Source organism: Corynebacterium macginleyi (assembly GCF_003688935.1).
Lineage (GTDB): Bacteria > Actinomycetota > Actinomycetes > Mycobacteriales > Mycobacteriaceae > Corynebacterium > Corynebacterium macginleyi.
Genome location: NZ_REGE01000010.1, coordinates 1 through 26,148, shown reverse-complemented (window position 1 = coordinate 26,148; position 26,148 = coordinate 1). Strand labels below are relative to the sequence as shown.

General features: G+C 55.1%; 23 protein-coding genes and 1 pseudogene. 17 read left to right on the top strand and 7 right to left on the bottom strand.

Annotated features, from left to right (window positions below; genetic code table 11):
• The first annotated feature begins 253 nt into the window (after window positions 1–253).
• Window positions 254–1,606, top strand: a complete 1,353-nt coding sequence (locus tag D9V82_RS07745) for an FAD-dependent oxidoreductase (protein WP_121911836.1) — start codon at window positions 254–256, stop codon at window positions 1,604–1,606.
• 8 nt (window positions 1,607–1,614) lie between these two features.
• On the opposite strand, the gene D9V82_RS07740 is transcribed toward D9V82_RS07745, so the two are convergent.
• Window positions 1,615–2,982 (bottom strand): phosphomannomutase/phosphoglucomutase, encoded by a 1,368-nt coding sequence (locus D9V82_RS07740; RefSeq protein ID WP_121911835.1) that lies wholly within the window; start codon window positions 2,980–2,982, stop codon window positions 1,615–1,617.
• Between the two features lie 105 nt (window positions 2,983–3,087).
• Entirely contained in the window at window positions 3,088–3,579 is a 492-nt protein-coding gene (locus D9V82_RS07735; protein ID WP_121911834.1) for a DUF3499 domain-containing protein, read from the bottom strand.
• A gap of 94 nt (window positions 3,580–3,673) precedes the next feature.
• On the opposite strand from D9V82_RS07735, the gene D9V82_RS07730 reads away from it, so the two are divergent.
• A complete protein-coding gene (locus tag D9V82_RS07730) occupies window positions 3,674–4,150 on the top strand; it encodes a metallopeptidase family protein (RefSeq protein WP_121911874.1) in 477 nt (158 codons plus the stop codon).
• A gap of 85 nt (window positions 4,151–4,235) precedes the next feature.
• Here the strand turns inward: D9V82_RS07730 and D9V82_RS07725 are convergent, their stop codons facing one another.
• The 3 genes from D9V82_RS07725 to D9V82_RS07715 form a co-directional block, all read right to left on the bottom strand.
• On the bottom strand, window positions 4,236–4,529 hold the full coding sequence (locus D9V82_RS07725) for a WhiB family transcriptional regulator (RefSeq protein ID WP_005277485.1): 294 nt from the start codon (window positions 4,527–4,529) through the stop codon (window positions 4,236–4,238).
• A 422-nt stretch (window positions 4,530–4,951) separates the two neighbouring features.
• Window positions 4,952–6,046: a mannose-1-phosphate guanylyltransferase gene (manB, locus tag D9V82_RS07720; RefSeq protein WP_121911833.1), complete on the bottom strand. Its 1,095-nt coding sequence runs from the start codon at window positions 6,044–6,046 to the stop codon at window positions 4,952–4,954.
• Between the two features lie 93 nt (window positions 6,047–6,139).
• Window positions 6,140–7,048: a glycosyltransferase family 2 protein gene (locus tag D9V82_RS07715; protein WP_121911832.1), complete on the bottom strand. Its 909-nt coding sequence runs from the start codon at window positions 7,046–7,048 to the stop codon at window positions 6,140–6,142.
• 132 nt (window positions 7,049–7,180) lie between these two features.
• On the opposite strand from D9V82_RS07715, the gene D9V82_RS07710 reads away from it, so the two are divergent.
• The 6 genes from D9V82_RS07710 (at window position 7,181) to D9V82_RS07685 (ending at window position 13,401) form a co-directional block, all read left to right on the top strand.
• The gene (locus D9V82_RS07710) at window positions 7,181–8,812 is read left to right on the top strand and encodes an LCP family protein (RefSeq protein WP_121911831.1); all 1,632 of its coding nucleotides are present in this window, start codon (window positions 7,181–7,183) and stop codon (window positions 8,810–8,812) included.
• Between the two features lie 25 nt (window positions 8,813–8,837).
• Complete coding sequence (locus D9V82_RS07705; protein WP_121911830.1) at window positions 8,838–9,500, top strand: TIGR03089 family protein; 663 nt, start codon at window positions 8,838–8,840, stop codon at window positions 9,498–9,500.
• Window positions 9,501–9,856: 356 nt separating this feature from the next.
• Window positions 9,857–10,492 (top strand): ABC transporter permease, encoded by a 636-nt coding sequence (locus D9V82_RS07700; RefSeq protein ID WP_121911829.1) that lies wholly within the window; start codon window positions 9,857–9,859, stop codon window positions 10,490–10,492.
• A gap of 2 nt (window positions 10,493–10,494) precedes the next feature.
• Window positions 10,495–11,709, top strand: coding sequence for an ABC transporter ATP-binding protein (locus tag D9V82_RS07695; protein WP_121911828.1), 1,215 nt, complete (start codon window positions 10,495–10,497; stop codon window positions 11,707–11,709).
• The gene (locus tag D9V82_RS07690; protein ID WP_204084048.1) at window positions 11,696–12,445 is read left to right on the top strand and encodes an ABC transporter permease; all 750 of its coding nucleotides are present in this window, start codon (window positions 11,696–11,698) and stop codon (window positions 12,443–12,445) included. The genes D9V82_RS07695 and D9V82_RS07690 overlap by 14 nt, the downstream gene beginning before the upstream one ends.
• Window positions 12,445–13,401 carry a glycine betaine ABC transporter substrate-binding protein gene (locus tag D9V82_RS07685; RefSeq protein ID WP_121911826.1) on the top strand — a complete coding sequence of 319 codons (957 nt, stop codon included), beginning with the start codon at window positions 12,445–12,447 and terminating at the stop codon, window positions 13,399–13,401. Before D9V82_RS07690 ends, D9V82_RS07685 begins: the two co-directional genes overlap by 1 nt.
• Before the next feature lie 330 nt (window positions 13,402–13,731).
• Here D9V82_RS07685 and D9V82_RS07680 read toward each other — a convergent pair whose 3' ends face one another.
• Window positions 13,732–15,003: a threonine/serine exporter family protein gene (locus D9V82_RS07680; protein ID WP_121911873.1), complete on the bottom strand. Its 1,272-nt coding sequence runs from the start codon at window positions 15,001–15,003 to the stop codon at window positions 13,732–13,734.
• Window positions 15,004–15,519: 516 nt separating this feature from the next.
• Here D9V82_RS07680 and D9V82_RS07675 point away from each other — a divergent pair.
• The 7 genes and pseudogenes from D9V82_RS07675 to D9V82_RS07645 all read left to right on the top strand — a co-directional run bounded on the left by D9V82_RS07675 (window position 15,520) and on the right by D9V82_RS07645 (window position 22,166).
• A complete protein-coding gene (locus tag D9V82_RS07675; RefSeq protein WP_238995913.1) occupies window positions 15,520–16,419 on the top strand; it encodes a carbohydrate ABC transporter permease in 900 nt (299 codons plus the stop codon).
• Window positions 16,420–16,428: 9 nt separating this feature from the next.
• Window positions 16,429–17,295 carry a carbohydrate ABC transporter permease gene (locus tag D9V82_RS07670; RefSeq protein ID WP_121911824.1) on the top strand — a complete coding sequence of 289 codons (867 nt, stop codon included), beginning with the start codon at window positions 16,429–16,431 and terminating at the stop codon, window positions 17,293–17,295.
• 75 nt (window positions 17,296–17,370) lie between these two features.
• Complete coding sequence (locus D9V82_RS07665) at window positions 17,371–18,693, top strand: ABC transporter substrate-binding protein (protein WP_121911823.1); 1,323 nt, start codon at window positions 17,371–17,373, stop codon at window positions 18,691–18,693.
• Between the two features lie 38 nt (window positions 18,694–18,731).
• Window positions 18,732–19,826, top strand: a complete 1,095-nt coding sequence (locus D9V82_RS07660; RefSeq protein ID WP_121911822.1) for an ABC transporter ATP-binding protein — start codon at window positions 18,732–18,734, stop codon at window positions 19,824–19,826.
• 171 nt (window positions 19,827–19,997) lie between these two features.
• Window positions 19,998–20,231 (top strand): hypothetical protein, encoded by a 234-nt coding sequence (locus tag D9V82_RS07655; protein WP_121911821.1) that lies wholly within the window; start codon window positions 19,998–20,000, stop codon window positions 20,229–20,231.
• A 3-nt stretch (window positions 20,232–20,234) separates the two neighbouring features.
• Window positions 20,235–20,615 (top strand): zinc metalloprotease, encoded by a 381-nt coding sequence (locus D9V82_RS07650; RefSeq protein ID WP_121911820.1) that lies wholly within the window; start codon window positions 20,235–20,237, stop codon window positions 20,613–20,615.
• 178 nt (window positions 20,616–20,793) lie between these two features.
• Window positions 20,794–22,166: pseudogene (locus tag D9V82_RS07645) on the top strand (GntP family permease).
• Here D9V82_RS07645 and D9V82_RS07640 read toward each other — a convergent pair.
• Entirely contained in the window at window positions 22,163–22,672 is a 510-nt protein-coding gene (locus tag D9V82_RS07640; RefSeq protein WP_121911819.1) for a gluconokinase, read from the bottom strand. The pseudogene D9V82_RS07645 and the gene D9V82_RS07640 sit on opposite strands and share 4 nt — an antisense overlap.
• A gap of 152 nt (window positions 22,673–22,824) precedes the next feature.
• Between D9V82_RS07640 and D9V82_RS07635 the strand changes: the two genes are divergently transcribed.
• On the top strand, window positions 22,825–25,254 hold the full coding sequence (locus tag D9V82_RS07635) for a DUF262 domain-containing protein (RefSeq protein ID WP_121911818.1): 2,430 nt from the start codon (window positions 22,825–22,827) through the stop codon (window positions 25,252–25,254).
• A 306-nt stretch (window positions 25,255–25,560) separates the two neighbouring features.
• Window positions 25,561–26,148, top strand: a 588-nt coding sequence (locus D9V82_RS07630; protein WP_208635841.1) for a transposase, incomplete at its 3' end; no start/stop codon positions are given.

The following is a 26,148-nucleotide window of genomic DNA, read 5'->3' as shown; positions in this document are numbered from 1 at the left end:
CCCGTCTAGACATTACAGACAAAGCGGTCTGCTTTATTTCCATTCCCCATAACGGCCTGACCTGCGAATTAAGAAACTTTAATAAAGAATCTAATTCTTCCGCTTGTTAAAAAAGACCATACGGTTCACTCTGTTAAGAGCGATACCGACCCTCAGATTGAACTACTTGGTCTATTTATGTGTATTCGTTGCAGGCCTATTTCTTCTTCGCATCGTTGCGGGAGAATGCACACCCTAGAAAGGCGGAATTACCGTGTCAGATAAACCCTTTAACGTCGCCGTCATCGGTGCCGGCCCCGCCGGCACCTACGCCTCCGATATTTTGGTGAAAAAGACCGGCGGAAATGTCCATATCGACATTATTGAGCAAATGCCCGCCCCCTTCGGCCTCATCCGCTACGGTGTAGCCCCTGACCACCCACGCATAAAAGGCATCATTACATCTTTAAACCGAATCTTGGGAAGGGAGCAGATTCGCTTGCTCACCAACGTGCATGTCGGTCGCGATATCACCGTGGAGGAACTGCAGAAGCATTACGATGCCGTGGTATTTGCCACCGGTGCAACTGGCGATCGCTACCGCACTATCCCCGGCGCACAGTTGCAGGGAGTATACGGCGCCGGTGAGTTCGTAGGCTTTTATGACGGTAATCCACGTTTTGATCGCGAGTGGGATCTGTCAGCCCGTGAGGTCGCCGTCATCGGCGTGGGCAATGTGGGCCTGGATATTTCACGCATCTTAGCGAAGACTGGCGATGAGCTCAGGACAACCGAAATCGCCGATAACGTCTACAAATCGCTGGCCCACAATAAAGCCGACACCGTCCGCATCTTCGGCCGCCGTGGGCCCGCCCAAGCTAAGTTCACCCCGCAAGAGCTGAAAGAACTCGACCACTCGGAAAATATCAATGTAGTCGTCTCACCCGAAGATATTGATTACGATGAGGCCTCGCTGGAAGCGCGTTCTGCCAGCAAGTCCACCGATCTGGTCTGCCAGATTCTGGAACAATATGCAGTTCGCGAACCCAAACAGGCCCCGCATACGCTACAGATTCACCTATTTGAGCAGCCGGTGGAGATCCTCGGCGAGAACGGCCGGGTCAGCGGGATTAAGACGGAGCGCACCGAATTAACCGGCGATGGCAGCGTGCGCGGAACGGGTAAATTCACCACCTGGCCGGTGCAAGCGGTCTACTTTGCCACGGGTTACCGCTCGGATGCCGTAGATGGCGTGCCATTTAATAGCGAGAAAAACGTCATCAACAATGACGGCGGCCACGTCATCGATAAAGAGGGCAACATCGTGCCTGGTCTCTACACCACCGGCTGGGTCAAGCGCGGGCCCGTGGGACTAATTGGCAATACCAAGTCTGATGCCAGCGAAACCATCGGCATGTTGCTTGATGATGCCACCGCAGGCGCACTACCTTCCCCCACCGCCGGGGCCATCACCGAGGCCTTCGCGGATAAGGGCATCGACTACCTCACGTGGCAAGATTGGCAGCGCCTTGATACCGCTGAGCGAGCCTTGGGCGAACGTGAAGGCCGCGAGCGAAAAAAGTACGTGGAGTGGGACGACATGGTAGCCCACTCCCGCGCGCAGTAATTCAGTAATTAACGCCTGATGATAGCGAGGACTTCGTCTACGATCTGCTGGACCTCTTCGGAGGTCTTCGCCTCAACATTGAGTCGCAGCAGCGGCTCGGTATTAGAAGCGCGCACATTGAACCAGGCATCTGTGCCCTTAAGCTCGACGGTAACACCATCGAGCTCATCGACGGATTCGATCTTATCTTCCAGCTCATCGCGCACAGCCTGGGTAGCGGCCTGTTGATCCGACACGGTGGAGTTGATTTCCCCAGAGGCTTCGTAGCGGGAGTATTCCGCCATGAGCTCGCTGAGCGGTTTATCCGTCTGGCCCAGCACAGCCAGAACATGCAGTGCAGCCAACATGCCAGAATCGGCATTCCAGAATTCCTGGAAGTAGTAGTGTGCGGAGTGCTCGCCGCCAAAGACCGCCTTATGCTTAGCCATTTGGGCCTTGATGAAGGAGTGACCCACGCGCGTACGCACGGCGGTGCCGCCCTTTTCCGCGATGAGCTCCGGCACCGTCTTGGAGGTAATCAGGTTGTGGATAATGGTCGCGCCTGGGAATTTATCCAAGTAGCGACTAGCCACCAGCGCGCAGATGGCAGACGGCGATACCGGCTGGCCCTTTTCATCAACCACGAAGCAACGGTCCGCGTCACCGTCGAAGGCAAGGCCGATATCGGCTTTTTGTTCCACGGTGAATTTTTGCAGGTCCTCCAAGTTCTTGGGATCCAGCGGGTTTGCCTCGTGGTTGGGGAAGGTGCCGTCGAGCTCAAAGTAGAGGTCTCGGACATCGAAGGGCAGGCCATCGAACACGGCCGGCACGGTGTGCCCGCCCATGCCATTGGCAGCATCAACGGCGACAACTAGCGGCCTAGACTGTTCCAACGGCACTAAGTGGCGCAGGAAATCCGCGTAGCCGGTCAGTATTTGCTGCTCGGCAATGGCACCATTAGGCCCGTCGTAGTCTGGGGTGCCATCAATAAGCATCTGCTTAATCTGCTCCAGCCCAGTCTCCTGCCCCACGGGAACGGCACCAGCGCGGCAGAGCTTAATGCCGTTGTACTTCGCCGGGTTGTGGGAGGCGGTAAACATCGCACCCGCGCACCCCATAGAGCCCGCGGCATAGTAAAGCTCATCGGTAGAGGTCAGCCCCACAAGCGTCACGTTTACACCCTGGGCCACCACGCCTTCAGCAAAAGCCTGCGCTAACCCAGGTGATGACGGGCGCATATCGTGACCGACAGCGACAGTGTTTTCGCCTTCTTCGCGCAGAATTGCGGCAAAGGCGGCGCCAGTATCGCGCACGAAGTCTTCATCGATATCTTCGCCCACCACGCCACGCACGTCATAGGCCTTAATCACTGCATCAAGATGATCACGAGTTCGCATACCTCGCAATAATACTCCCCGCCTGCGGAGATCTAGCGCAGTGCTCTTTCCGTGTCTGAGGCTACCTCACGCAGACTTCTTCCGGCCCCTTGATCACCACTGGGCTTAGTCGGACTCAGTGTTCGTGTCCTGCTTCTGAGCGAGATTTTCATTGCGGAGTACATCAGGAACAACGGACAGGTGGGCGCGGCGCGCGTTTTTGGCATACGCCACGCGGCGGGTGCGAAATACCGGGTGGTTGGAATTAGCGGGATTAGCGCCATCGAAGGTGGCAGCGTAATCGATGGGGTCTGCCCCGGAGCCGATGCTGCGGTCATCGACAAGGCCGGTGGTGACCCTGCCATCTTCTTTGACCGCTTGAGCCAGAGCCATAAGATCATCATCCTCATCAAGCTCGATACGGTCTACGCGCACCAGCTCCCACCCCACCGGCGCGGAAATGCGGTCACGGTGGGTACTGCAGAGATCCCAGCTATGCGGGTTATCTTCTTCTGCCAGCGGGCCAACGACGGCGGTTTGATCCGCATACGCGTAGGTCAACGTCGCCACGGCGGATCGGCCGCAGCCTGGGCGGGAGCAATGGCGAGATTCAATCACGGGGAATAGTCTAAACCCTTGGTTGAGATTTAGACAGCACTTCCCCGGCGTGGCTGGACTTATTACGCCGCCCAAGAGCTTTAAAATCAACGCCATGACCGCCACACGCCCCCGCCCCCATATTCGCAGCGCTCGCGACCGCCACGGGCGCGGCCTGCGCGGGCCCTTGCTACCACAACAAACCCCACACTATCGCAGCGCCCGCGAGCTTTTTGATGCCGCCGTCCTCGAGGCCTACGCACCCATTCAGCACGCCTTCGCCCCGCAATTGCGCGGGCTCGACCTCGCGGTAGATACCATCCCCCGCATGCGCCTTTCGGCGGATATGACGGTGCTACCGGATGAGATCGTCGCCGATGGCCCAGTGCCGCTCGGGCGCATAGTGCCCGCGGGCATCGATTCTGCCGGCAACCCGACCCGCGCCCGCCTCGTTATCTTCCGCATGCCTATTGAACAGCGTGCCGCCACTTCCGCCGAGCGGGCAGAACTTCTCGGCACGGTCATTACCGCCCTGGTGGCCAATTATTTAAACCTCGCCCCGGAAGAAGTAGACCCACGCTATAGCTGGTAGGGCACACTTTGGCACACATAAAGAGACATCTAGCCCTTGGCCGCACCACTCAAGGCGCGGCCAAGGGCTAGAGCACACTACCTAATTATCCAATCTCACGCTTGAGACGACGGCGTTCGCGGTCCGAAAGCCCGCCCCAAATTCCAAAACGCTCATCATGCTCCAACGCGTATTCCAGGCATTCATCACGCACCGCGCAGGCTTGGCAAATTCGCTTTGCCTCCCGGGTGGAACCTCCCTTTTCGGGAAAGAATGCCTCTGGATCCGTCTGAGCACACAACGCCTGGTCTTGCCACTCCTGCTCGACGGCACCGAAGAGTTCATCTAGCGATACCTCTGCAGCAGCACCGCCACGGAGAATGGCGTTGTTATTAGCCATTTTGTCCACGCCTTTTCCTTTCTCCGAGGTTGGGTAATCATCATCAGTGCAACCGACTGTACACGAGACTGACGTGCGACTGAATTACCGTCAGTCCGCGATCTCATCCGTGACAACGGATGCGTCGGTCGCCGTTTCTTGCACTGGTGTAATTTCACACCGGATCACTAAATATCGTCAACCCGAATTAGCGCCTTTTTCGCGCTCAATCGCAAAAACGCTGCAGACAAAACCCATCCGTCACATTGGTAACACCTGACGCCCTTCGGGGGTAAAGGTAGGGGGCACTATATGTAGTGGCACCCGGTTTTTCTGTCAACAATTTTCAGGAAGCTTCGGCGTGTCTCCCACCAACTCGAGCAGGCAAGGGCCATAAAACGCTGCGCACCATACTCCTAGCCAAGCAACAAGCAGCGCGGACGTTAGGCGTCGGAGCTAAAGCGGATTCCAGCATCGGGGATGGTCACCCCGGGAAAAACCCGCATACCGGCTTGGAGTTCGCAGCGGGCGCCAACGTGAGCACCTTCGCCGATGACGCAATTGTCAATGACCGCATTAGCTCCAATGTGCGCACCCGATGCGATGATGGAGTTATGAATAATAGCGCCCGGTTCGATGCGTACACCGTCGAAGACCACTGTTCCCTCAAGGCGGGAACCGGCACCCACCTCGGAGCCGCGGCCCACCGCCGTTCCTGATAGCAACAGCACACCACCCGCGATGCCCGCTGAGGGTTCCACGAGGGATTCCCCGGTGCGACCTTCCAACAGCGGCGATGGGGCGATGCCACGCACTAGATCGGACGAGCCACGGGTGAAATCATCTGGACGGCCCATATCACGCCAGTAGGAATTATCAACGTGACCAACAACCAAGCGGCCTCCGGCAAGCAAACCCGGGAAGGTCTCACGCTCTACCGAGACAACACGGTCGGCCGGGATGGTTTCAATGACCGAGCGGTCAAAGACGTAGCAGCCTGCATTGATCTGGTTGGTAGGTGGATCTTCGGTCTTTTCCAAAAACGCTGTGACCCGGCCTTCAGAATCCGTGGGCACGCAGCCAAAGGCGCGCGGATCTGCCACATTGAGCAAATGCATGGTGACATCCGCACCCTTGCTGTGGTGTGTGGTCAAGATGCCCTCTAGATCCATGCCTGAGAGCACATCGCCGTTGAATACCATGACGGTGTCATTACGCAGTTTGTCATAGACGTTGCGGATACCACCGCCAGTGCCTAGCGCGGTTTCTTCCACCACGTATTCGATATCGAGGCCGAGCTCGGAGCCATCGCCAAAATATTCCTCAAACACCTCCGCCTTAAACGAGGTGGACATCACCACGTGCTCAATGCCCGCAGCTTTAATGCGAGCGAGCAAGTGCTGCAGGAACGGGTAATTTGCCGTCGGCAGCATAGGCTTAGGCGTACCAATGGTCAGCGGGCGCAGGCGGGTACCGCGCCCGCCCACCAAAATCACTGCATCGGTAGTGGCACCGTGGGTGGTGGCTGCTTCAGTCATAATCAACCTTTGTATACAGACAATCTTATCCTGAGGTTCTTCGAGGGTTAGTGTATGCGGGCGCGTCCAGAAACAGGGTCAACGGCACGCGCTTTATCCTTCCGAATCTTTGGCGGAGCTAGTGCGAGCGGTCGTTACCGCTGCTCGCACGCGCAAGCCCAACCACAGCGCAACGCGCAGCGGAGTCTGCCACCAGGCCGGGTGGCGGTCCGCTTGGAAGCGGTACGCGGAGCTATGGTGCGCGCGCAACATCGTACCCGCGTGTGCTTGGGTGGAATGCCCCTTGGCGTGGCTAATGACGGCGTCCGGGCAAAAAATATTTTGGTAGCCCGCCCGGGTGAAACGATCGCCTAAATCCACGTCTTCCAAGTACATGAAGTAGCGCTCATCAAACCCGCCAATGGCATCAAAGGCGTCCCAGCGCATCAAGAGGCAGGACCCAGACAGCCACCCGGCGGGGCGTTGAACGGACATATTGGCATCATTACGATACGTGCGCGTCCACGGATTAGAGGGCCACACGGAAGAAAATAGAGCGTGACCAATGCCCGTGGATATATTCGGCACCGACCTGGCAGACGGGTAGTTACTGCCATCTGGTTCCACGATGCGCGGGCCTACCGCAGCGGCATCCGGCCACCGGCGAGCGCACTCGATCATCTGGTCAATCGCGCCTTTACTAAAGACTACATCCGGATTAGAGATAAGGAAGAACTCATCGTCTACGCGCCGGTTCCGACGCACCCACCGTGCACCAGCATTCATGCCGGCACCGTAGCCAATATTTCCGCCGGTATCAAGGAAATCCACGTTTCCCACCTCTGCCGCGGTAGCTACGGGGACGCCGTCGGTCGAACCGTTATCCGCCAGTACCACCTGGGTACCTTTGGTACTCGCGCCCGGCAAAGAATCTATAAAGCGCGCCAGGTAGTCACCGGGGTTATAGGTCACGGTGATAACGGCGAGCGGAGCTGTATTATCAGTAGTCACAATGGGCCCCAAGCTTAGTCATCCCAGCGGCGCGGCAGGAGACAGACACTGCTCATTTACGCGAAACTGGTCACGGATCCTTAATTTCGGCGCAATCTACCCTAAACTATCTCCAGATCCCCGGAAAGTAGAAAGCCTTCACTTGTGACTTCTGAGAACACTCACCGGGCGCGCAATATCCAACCCGCGCCCTCAGCCGCTAAAGCGGTTAAGCAACAGGGTTCCACGGCCACCAAAACCATCGTGGCTGTCATTTCTGCCTTTATCCTGGCTGTCTCCGGTGCGGGCTACGCCACGGTGGGGCGCCTGGATACGGGAATGTCCTCCGCCACAGACCTATCCCTGGGCGAGGATGGTTTACCCAATCCCTCATTAGACGGCGCAGCAGATATCCTGCTGGTGGGCAAAGATTCGCGCACCGATGCCCAGGGCAACCCGCTCTCGGAAAAGGAACTGGCAGATCTCCATGCCGGCGTCGCCGAGGGCGAGGAAAATACCGACACCATCATGCTCGTGCGCATTCCGGAGGACGGATCGCGCGCTACCGCAGTCTCCATTCCGCGCGATACCTATGTCAACGATCCGGATTACGGCAATATGAAGATCAATGCCGTCTACGCCTCGCATAAAAACGACAAGGTCAACGAGCTGCAGCAGGAAAATGCCCAGGCAGAGGCACGGGGTGAAAAGAAACCGTTTACGGATAAGGACATCGAAAAGCACGGCGTAGAAGCCGGCCGCGAAGGCTTGCTGAAGAAGGTGCATTCCCTGACCGGCGTGTCCATTGACCACTACGCCGAGGTGGGCTTGCTGGGCTTTACACTGCTTACTGATGCCGTCGGAGGCGTTGAGGTATGCCTCAATGATGATGTTGAGGATGAGATGTCCGGCGCCAATTTCCACAAGGGCATCCAGAACCTCAATGGTGCGCAGGCACTGACCTTCGTGCGCCAGCGCTATAACCTGCCGCGCGGAGATCTTGACCGCATTGTGCGCCAGCAGGCGTATATGGCCTCACTGGTCAATAAGGTGCTCAATAGTGATACGCTGACAAGCCCGTCCAAACTATCCAAGATCGCCAAGGCCGTGGAACGCTCTGTGGTCATCGATGACGGTTGGGACATCATGGGCTTTGTCACCCAGTTAGCTGGCCTGGCCGGCGGCAATGTCACCTTCACCACCATCCCGGTTACCTCCATCGATGGCCGCGGCGATTATGGCGAATCGATCGTCACCATCGATATCAATGAGGTGCACCGCTTCATGGAGGACCTGGTCAAGTCCCACGAAGAAGCCGAAGGAAACGCACCCCATAAAGAGGAAAACACCGAAAACGCCCCGGAGCATGCTGCTGATATCAACCCCGATAACAAGGTCCACGTCCTCAATGCTGGCCATATCGATGGTTTGGCAGCTGGCATCGGCACCTGGCTGGAAAGCGCCGGCTATACCGTTGAGCGCTCCGCCAATGCCCAGCCCGGCATCTATTCCGAATCCCAAGTCGTGGCCGCGGACGCTGATAGTGAAGATGCAAAAAAACTAGCCGAGAAGCTCGGTGGCCTGCCGGTGGTAGAAAACCCACAGCTCGATGACACAACGTTGCTCGTGGTGGTCACCGATGATTACGAGGGTCCCTCCGATGAGCAAGCCAGCGCCGAGGAATCCGCAAACGAAGTGGATACCGAACTGGTAGGAACCCCGGGCGATGACTTCGGAGCCAGCAACGTGTCCCCTGAAATTGACGCTGGCGGCGACGGTCCGCGCTGCGTGAACTAAGCAGGCTAGCCTACGATGGGCGGGTATGGAACTACTCGCCCATCTTTTAAACGCCGATGCCGCCACCCCGCGGCTGACTGTTTATGACGAATCCACCGGCGCGCGCATGGATTTTTCCGCGCAGACCCTAGATAACTGGGTGGCAAAGATTGCCAATATGTTGGAAGAAGAGCTCGACTTGGAACCGGATTCCACCATTGTCATCGACGTGCCCACCTCATGGCAGGCGGCGGTCATAGCCCTAGGCTCCCTCGCTGCCGGGACCACCTTCGAGTTCGGTGAATCGACAGCGCTTGCCGATGTTGTCTTTACCTCCCCCGCCCGCTACCTTGCTGCCCAAGAGCGGCAACCGCAGGCCGATATCGTGCTCATCAGCGACGATCCCTTCGGCAGGGGCATTGTTGAATCCGGCGGGGATCTACCCGCCGGCGCGATTGACTTTGGCCCCACCGTACGCTTTTATGGCGATCAGTACTTTGGTGAAACCCAACCGCTGCCGGAGGTTATAGCCCCGCCCGAAACCGCCGAGCGGTTGCTGTCTACTGGGTGGAACGACAAAACTTCCTTCACCCGCGCTGTACTCGAACCCCTGGCCGCCGGCGGCTCCGCCGTCGTCGTCGCCGGACTTTGCCCTGCATCCCGCTTAGATGCAATTGCAGCGAATGAGAAAGTAACCGCCCGGCTGTAGGCCACGTGCCCTTTACTTGCCTTCCATCAAATTCTTGAAACTCTCTTCACAGGCGTGGGCCTACATCATCATTGGTGTGCTCATCGTGGTCGTCGTATCGGTCAGAGACTGCAGCTCGGGCTCATTCTGGCACCCGCTGGCCTTGCATTTTCATTGGTGGCGCCGTGCTCTTGTCAATGTCTGTCCCTAGCTCGCCTTGAGCCCGATTTAGTGCCCAGCCGGTCCTACCCCCTATTGTTTAGCGCTTAAAAAGGCTTGTACGCTAGAAGCAGATCAGCAGTGCAGAGGAAGGACCAAAGACTCTGTGCTCCTATTTATTCTCTCTGCTCCTTATTCCCTTTCTTTTAGGTGATGAAATGGACGAATTTATCGCTGCGCGCTGGCAGGATATCCTCTTCCGCAGTTACCAGCACGCCAGCCTGGTCATCCAATCGGTCGCCGTGGCCCTGGTCATCGCGTTAATTATTGCCATTTTTGTAGCCCAACGCCCGCGGGGTGCGGCTTTCGCTAATGCTCTCACCTCCATTGGCCTGACGCTGCCCTCGTTGGCCCTACTTGGTCTTGCCATACCGCTCTTCGGTATCGGCACCATACCTTCGGCTGCTCTCGTGGTCTTTTATGCCGTCCTTCCCATCTTGCGCAATGCCATCGTCGGTTTACACGGTGTCAGCGACGATGTCATCGAATCCGCCCTTGGCCAGGGAATGAGCTCGACAGCCATCCTCTTCCGCATCCGGCTGCCGCTGGCCTGGCCCGTCATCATGACCGGCATCCGCGTCTCCACCCAGATGTCGATGGGTGTAGCCGCTATTGCCGCCTACGCGCTCGGCCCTGGACTGGGTGGATATATCTATTCAGGGCTGAGCCAAATCGGCGGCACCAATGCACTCAACTTTGCTTTGGTGGGCACTATCGGTGTCGTCATCATTGCACTCATCGTGGATGCGATTCTCGCCGGAATCCAACAATTAACCACCCCGAAAGGTATTTAAGAATGTCGGATTCAACCCACGCTTCATCCACACACACCGCGGATACGAGCAATAGCGGAGCCAGCATCGTTTTCGATCACGTCACTAAAATCTACTCGGGCCAAGCCTCCCCCGCGGCTTCGGATCTTTCCTTCAAGATTCCTGCGGGCGAACTGGTCGCTTTTGTCGGCCCTTCCGGTTGCGGTAAGACCACCTCGCTAAAAATGATTAACCGTTTGGTGGAGCCAACCAGCGGCACCATTTATATCGATGGCGAGGACGCCACCAAGAAAAACCCCACGCAGCTGCGCCGCGATATTGGCTATGTTATCCAAGGCGGCGGACTCATCCCGCACATGTCCGTCGCTGAGAATATCGCCCTGGTACCTAAGCTGAAGAAGTGGAGGGCCGATAAAATTACCCAGCGCACCGACGAGCTTTTGGAAATGGTCGGGCTCGATCCTGCCACCTATCGCGATCGCTTCCCCGGCGAGTTATCCGGTGGCCAGCAGCAGCGCGTCGGCGTCGCCCGCGGCCTGGCGGCGGATCCCCCAGTGGTTTTAATGGACGAACCCTTCGGTGCAGTAGACCCCATCACCCGGACCCGCCTGCAAGATGAATTGGTCACTATCCAATCCGAACTGAAAAAGACCATCATCTGCGTCACGCACGATATCGATGAGGCCATCAAACTGGGGCACCGCATCCTCATCTTTGAACCGGGCGGAAGGATCAGTCAGTACGATACCCCTGAAAATATTCTCGCCGCACCGAAGAACGATTTCGTGGCTGACTTTATTGGTTCCGGCTCTGCCTTAAAACAACTTAACCTGCGTCGCGCGGATGAGCTGGAGCTAGCGGATCAGGCCACCGCACGCATCGGTGAACCCACCAATCAGGCGCTCGCGCGCCTGCGCGCGGCCGGCGAGGAAATGGTCGTCATCGTCGATGACAAGGGCCATCCCCGTGACTGGATCTTCGCCCGCCAACTCGAGCGCTACGAGACCATCCCGGAACCGCAGTTCGAGCTCAACTCCATCGTGGATGCGCACTCTACGCTTAGCGATGCCATGTCTGCCATGCTTGCTTCCTCCCACAGCGGTGCGCTTGTTACCCGCCGGGGAGAATTCGTGGGCGTTTTGTACTACGAAACGGTCACAGACTTTATCCAGCAGATGAATGCCGCGGCCCAAGAGGCTTTAGATAACAAGGAAGTGGATTTTGGTGGAGAAATTTAGGCGCCTCACCGGTGAAGACCGCCTCCTTATCATCGGCATCCCCATCCTCGTAGTGCTCACGGTGAGCGGCTGGCTCATCTGGCACGCCATGGCCGAGCTGGATGATATTGAAGAACGCACCCTGCAGATTAGCTCCGTGCTGACCATGGCCCGCGAGCATTTGGTCCTCGTGGTCATCTCCGCGTTGCTGGTCATCGCCACGGCTGTTCCGCTGGGCACCGTGCTAACGCGCAAGTCCACCTTGTTCATGGCACCGATCATCACTAGCATCGCGAATATCGGCCAGGCCGCGCCCGTCGTTGGCGTCATTGTCTTATTGGCCATCTGGCTAGGCTTTGGCAAACCGGTGGCCATCCTCGGCCTCTGGTTCTATGCTTTCTTACCCGTGCTCGCTAACGTAATTGCAGGCTTGCGGGGAGTGGATAAGCAGCTAATTGAGACAGCCTATGGACTGAGCATGTCACCCATCCAGGTACTCACCAAGGTCGAGCTACCCATGGCCTTGCCGGTCATCATGGCCGGTATTCGCACCTCCCTGGTCCTTTTGGTAGGGGCTGGTGCCTTTGCCACGTTCATTGACGCCGGCGGCCTCGGCAGCCTGATCACCACCGGAATCACGCTGTATCGCAACCCTATTCTCATCTCTGGCGCGGTCCTCATCGCTGCTTTAGCCTTAACGGTCGAATGGGTGGGCCGCGTTCTTGAGGTTGTTTTCGCCCCGAAGGCAAAGTTCTAATGAAACGAGTCCTCGCAACCCTCGCTGCCGCAAGCACATTTTTCCTCGCCGGGTGCGGCCTCGGCACCGCAGGCGGCCTCATCCCACACGGGGAATTAACGGGTGATCTGGCCGATATAGACCTTGACGGGGCCCATATTTCAATCGGGTCCAAGAACTTCACCGAGCAGATAATCTTGGGCAAAATTGGCGCCATCCTCCTAGAATCAGCCGGTGCTAATGTAGCGGACTTGACCAATATCCCCGGTTCAACCTCGGCGCGCCAAGCGCTGGAGGTCGGCGATATGGACTCCATGTTTGAATACACCGGTACCGCCTGGATCACCTATCTTGGCAACACCGATCCAATCCCCGGCTCACAGGAACAATACGAGGCAGTAGAAAAAGCCGATAAGGACAACGGTCTCACCTGGTTGCCCCCAGCGCCAATGAATAATACGTACGCGCTGGCTATGAGCGAGCAATCCTACGCAGAATATGGTCTTGATTCGCTGGCCGATATCAAAGACATTCCCGCTAACGAGCAGACCTTTTGCACCGATAGTGAGTTCTTGGCCCGGAACGATGGCTTGCTACCCATGCTTGACAGCTACGGCGTGGAACAACCACCGCGCGACCGCGTCCGCATTATGGACTCCGGCGCCGTTTATGCCGCGTTGAATAAGGGCGAGTGCACCTTCGGTTCTGTTTTTGCCACCGATGGCCGCATTAAATCCCTCAACCTCACCGTACTGGACGATACTGAGTTTTTCTTCCCCAAGTACAACCTTGCGCCGGTCGTACGTACCGAGGTCTTGGAAGAACATCCAGAGATCAAGGATCTTTTCTCTCCCATAGCGCGGATCCTGACGGATGACAAAATGCAGGAGCTCAATGCCCGCGTAGACGTCGACGGTGAGGATTACACCGCCGTGGCAAGGGATTTCCTTATCGAGGAAGGACTACTAGAAAAATAATCTCGTGGCCTACTAAATAAGAGGAGATGGATTTACAGGAAACTTTCAATGTCTTTCAGCCAACTATCAGATAGATTCCATTGCTATTCCAGCCGCATGTCCCATACTTAAGTCATGCGTTTGAGAGAGCGCATACGAGAGAGATAGAGAGAACCCCTTGGTTTCCAGAGGGCGGTAAAAACCGATACATGGAAACACCTTGTAGAGAGACGTCAGCGGCACCTGGGACCGAAAGGAACCGGGTGCCGCTGGCGTTTTGCCAGCCGAATTATTGCCTGCAGTTTCGTTATAGCCTGCCGCCTATGACTGCCATCAGGCTGGGCCCCTGGGCTAATTGGGCTCTTTCCGTGGGATCTCCTTATCAAAATCAATGAGTCGTCCCAACGCCCAATCGCGGTCCGTAAGCAGCCGAGCAAATACCAACCCTGCGCCGATGGCACCGACCACCATCAGGCCTGTGGCCACATTCGCTAGTGCCTGATCCATCTGGCCATCGTTGAGATAATAGACCGCGCGGAACATCGTGACCCCAGGGATCATGATGACAGCGGCCGGCACGGTAGTAGTAATGCGCGGCAACCGCGCCTTTTTCGAAGCCACGGCGCCCAAGAGTCCGATAATGAGCCCGCCAACAAAAGCCGCAAAGTAGATGGTCGTACCCAGCTCGAGGAGGCCTAGCCGCACCGCGTTAGCCACGGTCCCCACACTTGCGGCCACCAGGACCATGCGGCGTGAAGAATTAAAGAGGAAGGCAAACCCCGCGATACCGCAGAAGCTGGCAACGAAAGCCAGCAGGTACCACCGTGTATCCGGTGCGGGAACCGGCGGATCAGGGCTAAGGTCCGTCAGCCAACTGACCATGGAAACCGTAAACGTAGCGATAAAGATGACCGTAAATGCATACCCGAGCCTGGCAATACCCGCATTAAAATCAAAGCGCGCGATGTCAATCAGTGCCGAAAACAGCGGAAACCCCGGAATCAAAAAGAGCACCGCAGCGACATAGCCTGCGGAAAGCGAGCTCGGCTCTACCACCCCAACAAAACCAAGGAGCTCGATAAGTATAAAGAACGAGATGCTGGCTGCCGCTCCACCGGCAATGATGCCGCCGATTTGATGCACGTGCTGGTGGAGCACCTCATAACGCACGAATTGCCCTACGAAAGCCGCCAGCGCCACGAGGCCTACTGCCTGCACGGGAAAGAAATTCAAGAATGCAAACGCCGTACACGCAACGGCTGCCGCCGTGGATAAAACCCACACGCCCCAGCGCTTTTTCACGTCATTTTCAATGGAATCAAGCATCCCCGACAATTCGTCGGCGGTGATTCCGGAATAAAGGTGATTATGGGTGAGGTCCTCCAATGCCTCGATGCGGGAAGCGTCAACGGCCGGAGAGTGCGTACGCGCAATCACGGTCCGGAAAGAATCGCCCCGGTGAAAAGTACAAGTAATCTGGGTTAACCCCACGTCGGCATCCAGATGATCAAAACCCAACGCCCGCGCGCTGCGCTTCATACCGCGTAGCACGCGATACCCGGATGTACCCGCCCCCATCATCATCATTCCGACACGCAAGATGACGTCCGCTTCGACGCCCATCTGGCGGTGAAAACTCGGATCAAACTGCGACGACAAATCTTCCACCTCTACCTCGGGGGAAAACTGCAATTCTGGACACTTGGCGGTGGCCATTACCCCAGCTTCCATCCACATTTTGGCTGTTTCTTCTTTCCAGACTAACGCACCCCTCATCTACCCCGTATAGTCCTTAGCCTACACTAACTTTCAGGAAATTTTCAGCTTATTTCAATGCCTGTAACAGAATGCAGTTACATAATTTTCCTTGCGTTTGAGAGAACGCAAGAGAGATAGAGAGAACCAGCTCCAGCGCCCTGCGGCCCTTCACTGAGGCCCGGGCGCTGGAGTCGTTTTCTATCGAGCAAGCAACAGGCCCCTCCCTTATTTTTACTGACTCGACGCTTGCAATTCATCAAAATTTTCCCTCATATAAAGCTTCCCGTAATCTACGCGGTTCAAAGTTGACGGGTGACTCTCAGGGATGACCACGCCGACACTAAAACCGGCATCGCCACCGCCAACAGCCCTAACAACGATATTTCGTCCGAACTCGTACGTAGGGCTACAAAAAGTAGGCATAAGGAATGGTTGCTTGCCGCTGTACTCCTAGCGCCCAACCTCTTCTTGCTTGCTGTTTTTACCTACCGGCCGCTACTGGATAATATTCGGCTGTCCTTTTTTAACTGGAATATCTCCAGTCCAAGCTCAACGTTTGTTGGCTTGGATAACTACATAGAGTGGTTCACGCGCGACGACACTAAGACTATTGTTTTCAATACCGTTATTTTCACCTTCTTCGCGGTCATTGGATCCATGGTCATTGGGCTCACGCTTGCGCTTCTTCTCAATCAAAGAATCAAGGGCCGCAACTTTGCACGATCTGTGGTCTTCGCGCCTTACGCCATTTCTGGTGCTGCAATCGGCATCGCCTTCCAATTTGTATTCGACCCCAACTTCGGCTTAATTCAAGAAATCCTTGGGTGGCTTGGCGCCAGTTCACCAAACTTCTACGCCGTTCCTGGCTGGGCGTTGTTCATGGTGACATTCACATTCGTGTGGAAGAACCTGGGATATACGTTTGTCATCTACTTAGCTGCCCTCCAAGGCCTAGACAAAGAATTAGACGAAGCTGCCGCTATTGATGGAACTGGGCGTTGGCGCAAATTCTGGCGTGTGACGATGCCGCAATTGCGCAATACCACTTTCTTTCTTTCCATTACGGTACTGCTCAACTCTGTGCAGGTATTCGACATCATCAATGTCATGACTCGCGGCGGCCCGCAAGGAAATGGCACCCAGACGTTGGTTTTCCAGATTTATAACGAGACCTTTGTTAACTTCCGTGCCGGTTACGGTGCAACTGCTGCGACAATTCTTTTCCTCATCCTGCTCGTCGTCACGTTGATTCAGGTCCGCATCATGGATAAGCGAGGTTAACCCACCCCTATGGCTGATTCAAATCTTCACATGGTTACAGATTCTTCCCCTGTAGTCCGACGTGCCAAACTCATCGGCGGCTACGTAGGAATCATCCTCGTCCTCCTGCTCGTGGGCCTGCCGTTGTTCTGGATCTTAATGACCTCGTTCAAGGCCCGAGGTGACATTTACACCGACCCAGTTAACTGGCTACCTCCAACGTGGGAAACAAAAAATTACGCGGATGCCACAACGCGCGTTCCCTTTTGGACTTACCTGCGCAATTCGGTTTTCATTACCGCGGTCCTCTCCGCTATAAAGATTGCGCTTGGTGTCATCTCCGCCTACGCGTTGTCTATTCTCCGCTTCCCGGGACGCAACTTAGTCTTTATTGTGGTGATTTCTTCGCTCATGGTCCCTGCTGAAATCACGGTGATTTCCAACTATGCCTTGGTTAACTCCTTGGGATGGCGTAATACCTTTATCGGTATCATCGTCCCGCTAGCCGGTGTTGCATTCGGCACCTTCCTCATGCGCAATCATTTTCTTTCCTTGCCTTATGAACTTGTAGAAGCTGCTCGCATGGACGGTGCCGGTCCCATTCGCTTGCTTACCAAGGTGCTTCTTCCCGTTTCTTGGCCAACACTAACCGCGTTTTCTGTAATCACCCTAGTCAACGAATGGAACACCTACTTGTGGCCATTCCTGATGGCGGATACGGAACGTGTTGCGCCCTTGCAGGTGGGGCTGACCATGCTGCAAAACAATGATGGCGTTACTAACTGGGGCCCGGTAATGGCGGCCACCGTTTTAACCATTCTTCCGATGGTCATCATCTTCCTTGGCCTGCAGAAATACATGATTCAAGGTCTCACCACTGGCGCCGTCAAAGGATAGAAGGCTTCTATCCCCATCACGCTCGCCGTTGCTAACCATTTCTTCCCATTCTGACTTGAAAATAAGGAGACAACAATGCTTCGCCGTAAATTTCTCGCGCTAGCTTCCACTGCTTCCACCGCCACATTCCTTGCCGCTTGTGCGGGCACCTCATCTACTAGTTCCCAGGGCACTAACGACGGTGACAATGGCGGAGAAGTCACGGAGTTGACGTGGTGGTCCAACCACCCGGCTTCTTCAAAGGACATCGAGCAGGAAATCATCTCTCGTTTCGAAAAAGAAAACCCCTCTATCAAGGTCAACCTTGTTGACGCAGGAAAGAACTACGAGGAGGCAGCACAAAAGTTTAATGCTGCTCTCACCGGCTCCGATCTTCCGGACATCGTAGTTCTCTCTGATGTGTGGTGGTACAACTTCGCTATCAATGGTCAGATCGCCAACGTTGATGATCTAGCCAAAGAAGCCGATATTGACCTCTCGAGCTACGTACAGCCGCTTTATGAGGATTATAGCTACGACGGAGGCCACTTCGCGCTTCCCTTTGCCCGGTCAACTCCACTGTTCTACTACAACAAGGATGCGTGGAAAAAAGCTGGTCTACCGGACCGCGGGCCGGAATCTTGGGCCGAAATGGATGAATGGTCTAAGAAGCTCATCAGCGCGGATTCTAAGATGAAACCTTTTGGTTGGGGCGATGCCGTCGGCTACTTGGGGTGGATTTTCCAGGGACCCTTGTGGTCTAAGGGAGGTTCCTACTCCGACGGGTGGGATTTGAAGTTCACTGACGACAAAACCATCAAGGCTGTGGAATGGCTTAAGGAAATTACCGATGATAAGAATGGCTATTCTTACATGGGCAATGACATGGCGATGGAGTTTGGCACCGGTCGCGCTGCAGCGACTGTTTTGTCCACAGGCGATCTAGCAGGTATCACTGATACTGCTGACTTTGAGCTAGGAACCGCATTCCTTCCCAATCCAAAGGGAGATGGCGCTTGCCCCACCGGAGGTGCCGGCCTTGCCATCCCTTCAGGTATCAGCAAAGACCGCCAATTGGCAGCCATCAAGCTGATTGATTTCATCACGAACGAGGAAAACACCGCATACTGGTCCCAAAATGTGGGTTATATGCCAGTACGCTCTTCTGCTGCCGACAACGAAGACCAGAAGAAATTCATGAAAGAGAACCCAAATTTCGAGACTGCCATTAAGCAGCTTCCAGAAACTCGTCCGCAGGACAACGCCCGTGTATTCCTTCCCGGAGCAGATCAGGAGATCGGTGGCGCCTTTGAAAAGATCGTCACCAACCGCGACGATGTCACCAAAGTGCTCACGGATCTGGAAAAGACTCTGCAGTCCATTTATGACAACCAGGTAAAGCCCATCATTAACGGCTAATCTTGCGCTATTCTCCTTAGTATCTGAAAGGTAACACCATGGCCACTGTCACATTTGATGGAGCAAGCCGCATCTACTCCAAAGATGCCGAGCGCCCCGCAGTTGACTGTCTCAATCTAGATATTTCCGATGGCGAGTTTTTGGTCCTCGTCGGGCCTTCTGGCTGTGGAAAATCCACCAGCCTACGCATGCTCGCGGGCCTTGAGCCGACCGACCGAGGTTCCATTCGCATCGGCGGAAGAGACGTCACGGGAGTCAGCCCATCAGATCGAGACGTGGCCATGGTTTTTCAGAACTACGCCCTGTACCCGAATATGTCGGTCGCACAAAATATGTCCTTCGCCTTGGAGAACCGGAAAGTACCCAAGGATCAGATTAAAACGCGGGTGCAAGAAGCCGCCAAAATCTTACAAATGGAGGATTTGCTCGACCGGAAACCTGCGAATCTATCAGGCGGCCAGCGCCAACGCGTAGCAATGGGCCGCGCTATCGTGCGCGAACCAGCCGTGTTCTGCATGGACGAACCATTATCCAACTTGGATGCAAAACTGCGCGTATCTACCCGCGTGCAGATTTCCAATTTGCAGCGCCGCCTAGGCACCACCACGGTGTACGTGACCCACGACCAGACCGAAGCAATGACCATGGGTGACCGCGTTGCCGTTCTCAATGCCGGTGTCCTGCAACAAGTAGATACCACTCGTGAAATCTACGACCACCCCCGCAACGTCTTCGTGGCCGGCTTCATCGGCTCTCCTGCCATGAATATTTACAACCTCGTACACTCCTCTAGCCAGGTCTCACTGGGCTCTATTCGCATCAACTTGGCCAATTACAACTTCGACGGTTCGCAATCAGTTACCGTTGGCGTTCGTCCTGAAGATTGGGTGCACACAGAGGAAGGGGCGGAATTCACCGTGAGGCACGTTGAAGAGCTAGGCAATCAAACCTACCTCTACGGTGACTTAGCAAACTCCGGCGAAAATCTTCAGTCGACCACCCGAATGGGCGGACAAACTGGCGTGTTGGTTAAAGCTCGCCGTGATTACGCGATAGGTGACACTTTCCACATTTCCCCGGATCCCGACCGTGTCCACCTTTTTAGCTCTACTACCGGTGAGCGTCTAAACTAGCAACGGCAGAGCGAAATTAACGACGTTAATTTCCATTTTTCTCCAGCATGACATAAGCTGATTGGCCATCGACTGCCTAAGGCGTCCATGCAATTGCGTTTCCTGCGGATATCGCTAGGAACAACTGCATTCCGCGAATGTTAAAGCCAAGCGAAAGGTAACTAACTGCTGATGCGCTATCTGAAGAAGCTATCCGTCACCGCCCTTGCCACCACCGCCATTCTCGGCGCTATCGCCGCTCCGGCGGCGAACGCGAAGAGCCACCCGGTACGTTCCCTCATCGATTCCAAGACCTGCAAGACCATCACCAAACTGGCTAATGAAGGAAAACCGGTTCCAGATCCTTCCATCCTCCACGATGAGGACTCTGTGAAACCTTATTTCCGCGACGGCGTACTGAAGTAAAAAGTGGCGGATAACTTCCCCTACCGCGAGCAGCTAGACGCCGCCGTTGCCGATTGGAACCAGGCCCTTGGGGGGAAGGCTTCCCTTAAGGAAGTAAAGCCTTCCGAAGCTGATGATGACACCATTTCCATCATCTACAACCCCGATCGTCGCGGCTACGTCCAAGGTTCGGCTTACCCAGATCACAAGTTGGTCTCGATCAAAACGCCCAACGCCACCTACCCTGAGGCGCTCCAAGGCACGATCGCTCACGAGCTAGGCCACATGATGGGCGCAGGACATTCCTGTGCCGGTGCGCTTATGGCAGGTGCCAACCAGAACCCTATCTCTTATTACGTCACCCCGCTTGATGTAGCGGCCATCATCCAAGGCCAGTTCGACTAGACTCGCCTCGGCTTCTCCCCTGGTCCTTAGCAGGAACCAGGGGTTTTTCTATACCCAGTTGCTGGAGTTTAGAGTGTCGGTGGAAAAGCCATGTCGGGTGAATGTGGGCATCGGCTAGCAGAGCTGCTGCTAACGTAAACCTTATTCAAAGGTTTGCACAAGAAAAGGAGCCTGCCCTATGGAGACGTGGGAACCCACATTGTCCACCGGTCCGCTGCTAGGAATTGCAGTGGCTGCGATCGCTGTGATTTTGGTATCGGTCATATATTTCAAACTCCATGCTTTTCTCACGCTGCTGGTGGTTTCTGCGCTGACAGCGCTTGCGGCAGGAATACCACTCGAAGGCATAGTCCCTACGATGACTCAAAGTTTCAGCTCGACACTTGGTTCGGCGCCATGATTGGCCGGCTCGTGGAAGCTTCCGGCGGTGCGCAGTCGCTTGCCGATGCCATGGTGCACCGCTTCGGCGAAAATAAAGCGCCCCTTGCCCTCGGCATCGCCTCGTTGATTATGGGCTTTCCGATCTTCTTCGATGCCGGTCTTATCGTAATGCTGCCGGTTATCTTTGCCGTCGCCCGCCATTTGAATGGCCCAGTCCTTGCCTTTGGCCTGCCGGCCGCCGGCGCATTTTCTGTCATGCACGTCTACCTGCCACCACACCCTGGTCCTGTCGCCGCCAGTGAATTCTACGGCGCTGATCTCGGCCTGGTGCTACTCGTCGGCCTACTGTTAGCTCTTCCTACCTGGTATATCTCCGGCTACCGCTTTGGACTATTTGCCGGCAAGACGTTCTCGTTCAAGGTCACTGACGCCATCGCCGGACCCGTACTTGAGAAGGAAGAGCAACCCTTAAAACCCGCCTCCGCGGCCACAGTGGTTTTCATCTTGCTCACCCCAATGGTGCTCATCTTCTGCAATACCGGGCTCAACGCTCTTACTTCCTATGGCACCATCGATGCCGGTGCCACGTGGGTCAGATTCTTCGTTATGCTCGGCCAAACTCCGATAGCGTTGCTGATTACGGCACTTATCGCACTGGTGGTTCTTGGTCTGCGCCGTGGCGTGGAAAAGTCGGCGCTGGAAAAACTCGTTGACTCCTCGCTTGCCCCTATCTGTTCTGTCGTACTCATCACGGGGGCGGGCGGAATGTTCGGCGGCGTACTCCGCACCTCCGGCATTGGTGATGCGCTGGCCGATTCCCTCTCCGGTCTCGGTATCCCCGTCATCCTGGCCTGCTACCTGATCGCCGTAGCCTTCCGCCTGGCACAGGGTTCAGCCACCGTCGCACTCACGACGGCTGCTGCCCTGATGGTCCCTGCCGTCGAGGCTGGCGGTTTCACTGAGCTCCAACTCGCACTCATCGTTGTGGCCACCGCCGCCGGTTCGGTCTTCGGCTCGCACGTTAACGATTCCGGCTTCTGGCTCGTCGGCCGCCTGATGGGCATGGACACGATGACAACGCTGAAGACATGGACCGTTAATCAGATGCTCATCTCCGTCATTGGCTTCGCACTCGTCCTAGTCCTCTACGGCGCGGCTGCAGTCTTTTAAGCGCCGGTCTTTATCCAAGCAGCAGCCTCTTCTGCAATATCTTCCGCTGGCCGCGTCACATCGAAGACGCGGCCAGTTTCGTCCTCTTCCAGCGGCTCCAAGGTGTCGAACTGCGACTGCAACAGCGACGCTGGCATGAAGTGTCCCGGCCGGTGTTGCATCCGCTCATACAACACATCAAAGTCCCCGTGTACGTGCACAAACGCCACGCCTGGGCAGTACTGCCTAATCAGATCCCTGTACTTGCGTTTTAGCGCGCTGCACCCCACTATCGCACCTTCTGGCCTATCCGCCAGCCATTGACCAATCTGTTTTAGCCACGGCTCCCGGTCCTCATCATTCAGCGGCGTTCCCGCGGCCATCTTGTCGATATTTGCCTGCGGATGCATATCATCGCCGTCGCGGTAGTCTAGCCCTACCAGCGGCGACAGCGCCTCCCCCACCGTTGTCTTTCCAGATCCAGAGACTCCCATGACGACGACGTGACGGAATTTATTCTGGTTCATGGTGGCTCCTCGGGTTGGGTTCTTCCTCTCGAGTTTATGCGTAGCCCTGGCGAAGACCTATTTACTTCCATTCTCTCCCTAACCGCCCGTCGCTATTTCTGTCCTTTAAAATGGCCTTATCTTTCTATTTCCCTTCTCGCGAAAGGTCTCCCATGCGCGGCAGCATCCGTGAAATCTATACGCTTTATGATGGCAATAATCGCCGTCTCCTCATCCCCGTATACCAGCGCAACTACGACTGGCAGCACAAGCAATGTGCCCGGCTTTTTGACGATCTTGAGGAAATAATCCTCAGCGACCGAAAGAAACACTTCTTCGGCGCGGTAGTGGGGAAGAACCAAGATTCCTGGAATTGGATTGTCATCGATGGCCAACAGAGGCTTACCACCGTCAGCATCCTCATGCTTGCTTTCGCACATGCCCTCCGAGATGACGAAATCCAGAGTGAAGATCCTTCGCTTGCCGAGAAAATTATCTCTGACTACCTGCGAATCGGCTACAACAAGGAAAACCCGCGTTTCAAGCTTAAGCCCGTAAAAGACGATGATAATGCTTATCAGAGACTATTTGGTCCTGAAACTGAATTCATTAACTCATCGAATGTAACGTCTAACTACCGGTTCTTCCGAGAGAAGCTGCGCTCTACCTCTTTGGACGCTGACCAGGTCTGGAAAGCGATCTGCCGCCTTGAGGTGATGCATTTGGATTTGGAGGAATACGACGAGCCCCAGCGAATCTTCGAAAGCTTAAACTCCACCGGCTTGGAACTTAAAGAAGCTGACAAAATCCGCAACTATGTCCTCATGGGCTTGGACTCTACGCAACAGGAAAGGTTATATAACGAACGTTGGAATCCGATTGAAGACAACTGTAGCTTTCAGACTGACTCTTTCATTCGCTGGTACCTCACTACGTACACCACCAAGACTCCACGCGAACAAGACGTTTATGAGGCATTCAAATCTTTCGCTTCCAAGCGGAAGACGAATATGCCTGAGCTCTTGGATGATTTATACGCCTATTCCAAGTATTTCCGCGAAATACGCGAATCCGATACCGGTTACCCTGAAGTGGACACACAACTAAAGCGCATGAACGAATTTATGGGTGCTGTGGTTCTACCGTTCCTCATGCCGCTTCTTCGAGACGTCCATGAATCCAAGACGACGCCTGATGACTTCCTCGAAGTATTGCTAACCATCGAGTCCTATATCGTTCGCCGATTTGTCACTGGCATCGCAACCAACTCACTCAATAAAATTTTCGCGACTATGTATGCGGAAATCAGTAAGCTTCACGCTGACGGCACCCCATTCGCTCCAATCGTCATTTACCAACTCAATAGGCGCTCAGGAAGCGGTCGTTTCCCCACCGATGCTGAGTTCAAGGAAGCCTTTGCCACCAAGGACTTCTACAATATTCGGGCATACTGGCGGCAATACCTTTTCAATTGCCTGGAAAATGGTGATTCAAAAGATATTCGTGATGTCTCCACTGCACTGGCTGAAAATAGGATTTCCATCGAGCACATCATGCCCCAGACCCTTACGGACGCTTGGCGCCAGGAGCTCGGTGACAAGGCCGAAGAAATTCACGAGTCATGGTTAAACCGCATTGGCAATCTCACGGTCACCGGCTACAACTCTTCCTACTCGAATTCTCCATTTACCACCAAGAAAACCATGGAGAACGGTTTCGACAGCTCGCCGTATCGCCTCAATGAGCTCCTGAAGCAATTTAATCGCTGGTCTCTAACCCAGCTTGAAGAGAGAAACGAGCTCCTTACCAATAAAGCGTTAGCTTTCTGGGAAGCTAAGCCAACCAACTTCGCCCCGCCAGAAGCAGTGCTCCCAAAGGAACCGATGGGGGAAAGCGAAGAATTCAGTGGCCGAAAGATTAGCGGATTTGAATTCGGCGACTTCAGAAAGACTACTAAATCGTGGGCTGACATGGTCGAAGCAGTACTGAAGTATTTACTTCATGAGCACCGGACTGAAATTCTTTCTTTCGCAGAATCTTCGAAATTCCTTCGCTCTGAAAACCCTGCGGTCGAACAAGATCGGTCCTTTCGGAAGATTGAAGAAGGCCTCTATGTTCAGGTTGGAAACAACACTTCTGCCAAAATCTGGTTCCTTCGCAGTCTTTTCGAATATCTCGACTTAGATCCTGAAGATCTTGTATTCACCTTCCCTGTATCTAAAACAGGCCGGACAGACGACACGGAAGGCCAAGAAAGCAGCGACACTTCAGGCAAATATGCAGAGCTCACTAAGTTCTATGATCAACTGGTTGAAGCACAAGAATTAAAGGATGCACCCAAAAACACCGAGTTACTTCGCAGCGAGTTCATTAAGGACTTTGAAAACTTTAGTGTCACGGATCCCCAAGCATTATTCGGCGGTAAAGAGCTCACGGAATTCATTTCGTCCACCGAGATCTCTGAGATGAGCGACGACCAAGTCCTAGCTGTACTAACTCAGCACATCAAAGTGTCTCAAATGCTTGGTGGAAGTTATCTCCACAAGGAAATAATCAATGGCTCAATCGCTAAGCTAGTTCACCGGTTGAGCGAGTTTTCATAAAGCCCCACGAGGACAGAGCAGACTGCGGCCGCGTTATGCCCTGAAACAAGCAGTAAAAGGGCTATAACGCGGCTGATGGCTCACTTCTGGGGTATTTTCTTCTATACGTCAGTAATCGACCGCCAGAATCCGGCATGGTCCAGGTGGGTAGCAACGTGGGTATGACCGCTGTCATCGGCGGGAACACGGTTGCGTCCAGTAGTGTGGTGTAACGCTTGCTGATGGTGGGCCCCGGAAATAGTGGGACGGTCACCGTCAGTTAACCTTTCGACTCAACTACCACATCTCACCGAAAGGCATATGACGATGACCGCTGCACCACATTCTATCGACCCGACAACCTACTTGGATGATCTGCTCGCTCAAGCCTCCCCTGACTTGATGCGCCAGATGCTGCAAGGGTTTATCAACCAAATCCTCTCCGCCCAGGCCGACACCGTCTGCGGCGCCGAATACGGCGTTGCCTCCACCGAACGCGTCAACCACCGCAATGGGTACCGCCACCGCGACCTTGACACCCGTGTCGGCACGATCGATGTCGCAGTACCGAAGTTGCGTCACGGCGCATTCTTCCCGGACTGGTTGTTAGAACGCCGTACGCGGGCAGAACGGGCCTTATCGACTGTGATTGCAACCTGCTACCTCAAAGGGGTTTCCACCCGCAGAATGAACGACCTGGTAGCCACGTTGGGTATTGCCAACATGTCGAAATCCCAAGTTTCACGCATGGCAGAAGAACTCGACGAGATGGTCGCCGATTTCAAAAACCGTCCGCTCGATCCCGGCGGCTACGCCTACCTGTCCTGCGACGCGCTGACAATCAAAGTGCGCGAAGGCGGCCGTGTGGTCAAATGCTCAGTGCTGCTTGCCACTGGGGTCAACGCTGACGGGTAT

What these genes read in the sequence shown, in the direction of transcription:
- D9V82_RS07660 (WP_121911822.1), top strand. Translation starts at nt 18,732, where the DNA reads ATGGCCACTGTCACATTTGATGGAGCAAGCCGCATCTACTCCAAAGAT.
- D9V82_RS07670 (WP_121911824.1), top strand. Translation starts at nt 16,429, where the DNA reads ATGGCTGATTCAAATCTTCACATGGTTACAGATTCTTCCCCTGTAGTC.
- D9V82_RS07740 (WP_121911835.1), bottom strand. Translation starts at nt 2,982, where the DNA reads ATGCGAACTCGTGATCATCTTGATGCAGTGATTAAGGCCTATGACGTG.
- D9V82_RS07655 (WP_121911821.1), top strand. Translation starts at nt 19,998, where the DNA reads ATGCGCTATCTGAAGAAGCTATCCGTCACCGCCCTTGCCACCACCGCC.
- D9V82_RS07665 (WP_121911823.1), top strand. Translation starts at nt 17,371, where the DNA reads ATGCTTCGCCGTAAATTTCTCGCGCTAGCTTCCACTGCTTCCACCGCC.
- manB (WP_121911833.1), bottom strand. Translation starts at nt 6,046, where the DNA reads ATGACTGAAGCAGCCACCACCCACGGTGCCACTACCGATGCAGTGATT.
- D9V82_RS07685 (WP_121911826.1), top strand. Translation starts at nt 12,445, where the DNA reads ATGAAACGAGTCCTCGCAACCCTCGCTGCCGCAAGCACATTTTTCCTC.
- D9V82_RS07640 (WP_121911819.1), bottom strand. Translation starts at nt 22,672, where the DNA reads ATGAACCAGAATAAATTCCGTCACGTCGTCGTCATGGGAGTCTCTGGA.
- D9V82_RS07635 (WP_121911818.1), top strand. Translation starts at nt 22,825, where the DNA reads ATGCGCGGCAGCATCCGTGAAATCTATACGCTTTATGATGGCAATAAT.
- D9V82_RS07725 (WP_005277485.1), bottom strand. Translation starts at nt 4,529, where the DNA reads ATGGCTAATAACAACGCCATTCTCCGTGGCGGTGCTGCTGCAGAGGTA.
- D9V82_RS07700 (WP_121911829.1), top strand. Translation starts at nt 9,857, where the DNA reads ATGGACGAATTTATCGCTGCGCGCTGGCAGGATATCCTCTTCCGCAGT.
- D9V82_RS07680 (WP_121911873.1), bottom strand. Translation starts at nt 15,003, where the DNA reads ATGGGCGTCGAAGCGGACGTCATCTTGCGTGTCGGAATGATGATGATG.
- D9V82_RS07730 (WP_121911874.1), top strand. Translation starts at nt 3,674, where the DNA reads ATGACCGCCACACGCCCCCGCCCCCATATTCGCAGCGCTCGCGACCGC.
- D9V82_RS07695 (WP_121911828.1), top strand. Translation starts at nt 10,495, where the DNA reads ATGTCGGATTCAACCCACGCTTCATCCACACACACCGCGGATACGAGC.
- D9V82_RS07705 (WP_121911830.1), top strand. Translation starts at nt 8,838, where the DNA reads ATGGAACTACTCGCCCATCTTTTAAACGCCGATGCCGCCACCCCGCGG.